This is a genomic window from Nostoc sp. FACHB-888, from assembly GCF_014696655.1.
Classification (GTDB): domain Bacteria; phylum Cyanobacteriota; class Cyanobacteriia; order Cyanobacteriales; family Nostocaceae; genus Nostoc.
This window is the reverse complement of record NZ_JACJQM010000273.1, coordinates 1-4601: the sequence shown is the minus strand read 5'-3', so window position 1 is coordinate 4601 and position 4601 is coordinate 1. Positions and strand designations below refer to the sequence as shown.

Sequence of the window (4601 nt, the reverse complement as noted above, 5' to 3'; positions counted from 1 at the left end):
GGCTTTTATTTCTGGTCTTAGCGATACACTACTTTTTTCTATATCGCTCTTTACCACCTGTTCTATTCGAATCGGAAATGAGTGTCTTTGTTCGACACTTATTAATGATAATGTAAAGAAAGATAGCCCTGATATTGGTTTACTTACTAGGCTGGAAAAGAACCTATCTAATCCATAAGTCTGTTTACCTGATTTGCTGACTACAACTTCATCTCCTGCAAGTAAATATACCTCATTTGCACGAAACAAATGCTTGCGGAAAAATAGCCAAAACAACGTCGCCCAAGGAATTACTGTATGAAAGAACCGCAACATCGTCCGATAACTACTACCAGCGCCTGTCCAACGGGAGATTCCTAACATCGTTATTCTCCCATTCATTGCTAGCATCGCCATTATTATCTGGTTCAACTGACGCATCGTCGTAGCATTTATCTGGGGTAATAGGCATTGTAAGAGTGATAGGATATCGAACATGGGCGAATTGTAGCGTTTGAGTTGTCGTTGTGGTAGACAATAACTCTACTACAGAGCGCCCTATCTCTTCTTTTGGCTAAGGTATTGTCATAGAAGAGCAGATTTCTTCGGATTGTTTCCAGTACCACTCACTTGGTAAATTCGCTGGAATGATTGATAATGCACCAGCGTTAATAAATCCTTCGTAAAGTTTTTCACCAATTTTGGCTAGTAGATTAATGGGACTACCAAGATTAATCGTCAAGATGTGATTTGGAAAAGATTCTGCTGCCCCCAACTCTGAAAAAGAGTGGCGAAATTGAACGACATCAGTTCCCTTCCAGTTTTGCTCTATTCTTGATAGAACAACTATGCTAGAAATAGTTTTTTCAGAAAAGCGAGTTCCTGTTGAAGGTTTATTGAAGGTAGGAAGGTGTTGCTCTGGCATAGAATTTTATCTCCTCAAACTGTAATCTAATGTTTGTCTAGCTTTGATTAGCAAATCCTGATTGAAGTGTGATATCAGCGATGGATTAGATACCTCTAAACTTTTCAGTCAGCCGGAATAAAACATTTCTTTTTGGTGTTTTCTACTTGTTGGCTAAGTTCATGGATAGAGGCTTGTTTTCTGCTATGCGCCTACCTCTCCCGATACGCCTTTGGTGTAATCCCCGTAAGTTTGCGAAAGTGCTTTGTAAAATGACTTTGATTTGCAAAACCGCATTCTAGGGCAACATCGGTAATCGCCATCTCTCGGCACTTCAACAACTGCTTTGCTCGTTCTACCCGCTGCTGAATCACATACTGATAAGGAGCAATACCCATTGATTGCTTGAAAAGTTGGCAGAAGTAGTATTGGCTCATTCCCACTACTTGGGCAAGGTTAACCAACTTAATATCCTGGTCGAGATTAGCGTTGATGTAGTCCAGCAGTTGTTTCAATTTGTATTTGGGCAGTTTCCCTTCATAGGTCTGTATCTTAGGTTGAAATACACAGTAATTTCGCAGCAGGTGAACTGCCAGGACATTGGCTAGAGATTCAGCGTAGAGTGAACTGCCAACCGCATTCGTTTCTATTTCATGCTTGAATAGCAGCGTGATCGACTCGATCTGAGGGTCACAAGCAAATGGCTTACTGAGCAATTCAACTTTCTCCAGGTTTAAGCAATCCGTTTCTAAAGCAGTTTGCTGAAGGAAAGTTGGGTGAATGCAGAACGTAACAACATCATCAAGCGTTTCCCAAGACCAGAACCCAGGGATTCCTGCTGGAGCTAGCAAAAACGAGCCTATTGGATTCGGTCCGTCATACTCATCAACATCATGACGACTAACTTGGCGTGTCCCGTAACTGAGTTGAAAAGCTAGCACATGATGCGTCAAGGCAGGTGCTTCAGACTCACCAGGCAACATCCGCAGACGTTCAACAATGAAAGCCCCTCTATGGATAGATTGTCTTGTCAACAGGTATTTACCTGTTATTTCTGCTGGGTTAATCGCTGGTTGCCGTGCAAGATTAATATTCTTTTTGGTCATTGCTCTTACTTGTCCCGATAGGCTTTAGGAGTCATTTCTGTGATTTTCCGGAAGTGTTTGCTGAAGTGGCTTTGATTGGCAAACCCACACATTAAAGCCACATTAGAAATCGTCACGTCGAGGCACTTCAACAACTGCTTCGCCCGTTCTACCTGCTGCTGAATCATGTACTGATAAAGCGCGATACCCATCGACTGTTTGAACAGATGGCAGAAGTAGTACTGACTCATCCCCACCAACTCAGCTAAATCAACTAATTTGATATCACACTCAAGATTTGCATTTATATACTCAAGTACCTGTTGCAGCTTGTACTTGGGTAGCCCATCCGAATAAGTTGAGAATTGTGGTTTTCTGACATCATACTTTCTTAGACGATAATGCTCGAAGTGAATGCCACTCCACCCCGAACCATAGCTGGTAGAAAGAGGTGGGTTAGGTAAAATTTGTTCAGACGCTCCTTGCTGTTGAAAATCAAGCAACAAAGGTTTTTTCTGGTTTAGTGGGTGGCGATCGCTCATTTTGCAGTCGGTTATACAGAACTATAATGAACAATATGCAGCCAATTCTGACCTGATTCAGAATATAAAAGGCTTTAACTAAACCTGGCCTTATCATACGAGCATTAGCGAACAATTGCATTGATTTGAATCAAGCGGCGGGTGAATTCTGGAGCGTGATTTGTAGCCGTGTCCGCGTAATCATTCCCTCTTGCTCCAGCCTTGCCAGAGCGCGTGAAAGGGTTTCAGGTGTAAGCCCCAACTCGGCGGCAATATCCTTGAGTGGGCGCTCGAAGTTGACCATGTTTTGCTCTCCAGGCTGTACTTGGTAACACAGATATCGCAACAGCCGTTCATGAGCCGCTCGAATATCCCGCAACTCCAAGCGGACTTTCAGCGTCTGAATTTTCCGCACCAGCATCGCCATGAAATCTTCTGCTAAGTCGGGATTGTCACGAAGTGCTGCCAAGAGCAGTTGCTTGGGATAGACAATTACCCGTGAAGCCACTTCAGCTAACGCCGTGCAGGGGTAAGTATCTGAAAACAAGGCAATTTCAGCCAAACTCTCCCCAGGTCCAGCAACCTGGAACATCACCACTTTGTCCTCAGTGGTGTAGCGCACCAGTTTAACTCGTCCGGTTTCCACTATGAAAAAAGCCAATGTCTCCTCTCCCTGCTGGAAAAGGTTTTCTCCTCGTGCCAAGTTGCGGTGTGCGATCGCATTCCGTAACTGGACAGGCAAGCCATCTAGTGTTGACAGATCCATACAGGCTTCTCCTATCTCCTCTATTTATTTAGCTGGCTAAATAAATAACCAAAAAAAAGAACGTTCACGTTAGGTTACTGCGAACTTGCAAGAGCAACCGACGAAACAGTAGTTGCTCTTCTAGCGTCAGGTCGGTCAAAATCCGGTTTTCAAGAACATTCCAGGCATGGGTAACTGGTTCAAAAAGCGCTCGACTCTTGCCAGTTAAGTAAATCCGGTAGCTTCGAGCATCTTGTTCATCCCTGCGCCGCTCTAATAACCCGACTTTCTCCATGCGGTGTAGCATCTTTGTCAGGGTTGGGGGTTCTACCTCCATCAGAAGTGCTAGTTCAGATTGGATTAAGCCATCGTTTTCCCACAGGTACATGAGCAAAATCTCTTGCCCAGCGTGGAGTCCTAGTTCAGCCAGAACCACGCCAGCTTGATTGCGATGCGCTCTACAAACTTGCACCATCAAGTAACCAATGGTTTGGAGCATGGGTTTTTCAGGCATTTCTATATTTATTTAGCCAGCTAAATAAATAATAGAATAATTCCCTATTAACTATCAAGGTGTGGGAAAAGTCGGGAAAGCTGACCGACATGAATTCGCAAGAATAGACAATTTCTCACAAGAATGGGAAAGACCGAGGCAGCAAGGAGTTTTATCCTTACTTTAAGCATTCAACGCTTGCAAGCAAGCCAAACCTGATGCCAAGTGCCCCCATTAGTAGGAGTAGCATCGTTACCAACTCCTTAAAAGTAACCGACTATCCCACTCGTATCGACATTCCCCCAGAAATTCGCTCTCAAGTCATTGAACTGCTCAACCAAACTTTAGCGACTACCCTTGACCTCAAAACCCAGGTTAAGCAGGCACACTGGAATGTCAAAGGCATCAACTTTTATCAACTCCATCAACTCTTTGATGAGATTGCTACCCAGCTTGAAGAATATATTGACCTGATTGCAGAGCGGGTTACGGCTTTGGGGGGCGTAGCAATGGGTACAGTCCGAATCGCCGCGTCACACTCAGCACTTCCCGAATATCCATTTGACATTGTAGATGGCAAAGACCATGTAACGGCGCTAGTTGACAGAATGGCTCCTTATGCGGGGGTAGTTCGAGCCGCAATTAACCAAGCGACTGAGTTAGAAGATGCGGACACCGCCGACCTCTATACCGAAATTTCGCGGACGATTGACAAGCACCTCTGGTTCTTGGAAGCACACCTGCAAGCTGAGAAATCGTAAGGAGACAAGAAATACAGATTGAAGGCGCAGTTGCATTAGTTACAGGTGCAAATGACGGTATTGGCGAGTGTCTATAAACAAGAGTTTTGATACCTACTTCGAGCAAATCGCAA

8 protein-coding genes are annotated in these 4601 nt (G+C 44.3%); 1 reads left to right on the top strand and 7 read right to left on the bottom strand.

Features of this window, described 5'->3' with window-relative positions; all coding sequences use genetic code 11:
• The 7 genes from H6G26_RS38850 to H6G26_RS38825 all read right to left on the bottom strand — a co-directional run.
• Positions 1-420 (bottom strand): transposase (locus H6G26_RS38850; RefSeq protein WP_242054311.1); only part of this gene is annotated, 420 nt, incomplete at its 3' end.
• Positions 329-517, bottom strand: coding sequence for a hypothetical protein (locus H6G26_RS43510; RefSeq protein ID WP_242054312.1), 189 nt, complete (start codon positions 515-517; stop codon positions 329-331). The genes H6G26_RS38850 and H6G26_RS43510, both read right to left, overlap by 92 nt.
• Before the next feature lie 36 nt (positions 518-553).
• Entirely contained in the window at positions 554-904 is a 351-nt protein-coding gene (locus tag H6G26_RS38845) for a hypothetical protein (protein ID WP_190737119.1), read from the bottom strand.
• A 191-nt stretch (positions 905-1095) separates the two neighbouring features.
• On the bottom strand, positions 1096-1989 hold the full coding sequence (locus H6G26_RS38840) for an AraC family transcriptional regulator (RefSeq protein ID WP_190737117.1): 894 nt from the start codon (positions 1987-1989) through the stop codon (positions 1096-1098).
• Positions 1990-1994: 5 nt separating this feature from the next.
• The gene (locus H6G26_RS38835) at positions 1995-2510 is read right to left on the bottom strand and encodes an AraC family transcriptional regulator (RefSeq protein ID WP_190737115.1); all 516 of its coding nucleotides are present in this window, start codon (positions 2508-2510) and stop codon (positions 1995-1997) included.
• A gap of 130 nt (positions 2511-2640) precedes the next feature.
• Positions 2641-3255, bottom strand: coding sequence for a Crp/Fnr family transcriptional regulator (locus H6G26_RS38830; protein WP_190737112.1), 615 nt, complete (start codon positions 3253-3255; stop codon positions 2641-2643).
• Between the two features lie 64 nt (positions 3256-3319).
• Positions 3320-3748, bottom strand: a complete 429-nt coding sequence (locus H6G26_RS38825; RefSeq protein ID WP_190737110.1) for a MarR family transcriptional regulator — start codon at positions 3746-3748, stop codon at positions 3320-3322.
• A gap of 197 nt (positions 3749-3945) precedes the next feature.
• On the opposite strand from H6G26_RS38825, the gene dps reads away from it, so the two are divergent.
• Positions 3946-4488, top strand: a complete 543-nt coding sequence (dps, locus tag H6G26_RS38820; protein ID WP_190737108.1) for a DNA starvation/stationary phase protection protein Dps — start codon at positions 3946-3948, stop codon at positions 4486-4488.
• Positions 4489-4601 lie beyond the last annotated feature (113 nt).

Coding starts and splice junctions, on each gene's coding strand:
- H6G26_RS38830 (WP_190737112.1), bottom strand. CDS start 3,255: ATGGATCTGTCAACACTAGATGGCTTGCCTGTCCAGTTACGGAATGCG.
- H6G26_RS38840 (WP_190737117.1), bottom strand. CDS start 1,989: ATGACCAAAAAGAATATTAATCTTGCACGGCAACCAGCGATTAACCCA.
- dps (WP_190737108.1), top strand. CDS start 3,946: ATGCCAAGTGCCCCCATTAGTAGGAGTAGCATCGTTACCAACTCCTTA.
- H6G26_RS38825 (WP_190737110.1), bottom strand. CDS start 3,748: ATGCCTGAAAAACCCATGCTCCAAACCATTGGTTACTTGATGGTGCAA.
- H6G26_RS38835 (WP_190737115.1), bottom strand. CDS start 2,510: ATGAGCGATCGCCACCCACTAAACCAGAAAAAACCTTTGTTGCTTGAT.
- H6G26_RS38845 (WP_190737119.1), bottom strand. CDS start 904: ATGCCAGAGCAACACCTTCCTACCTTCAATAAACCTTCAACAGGAACT.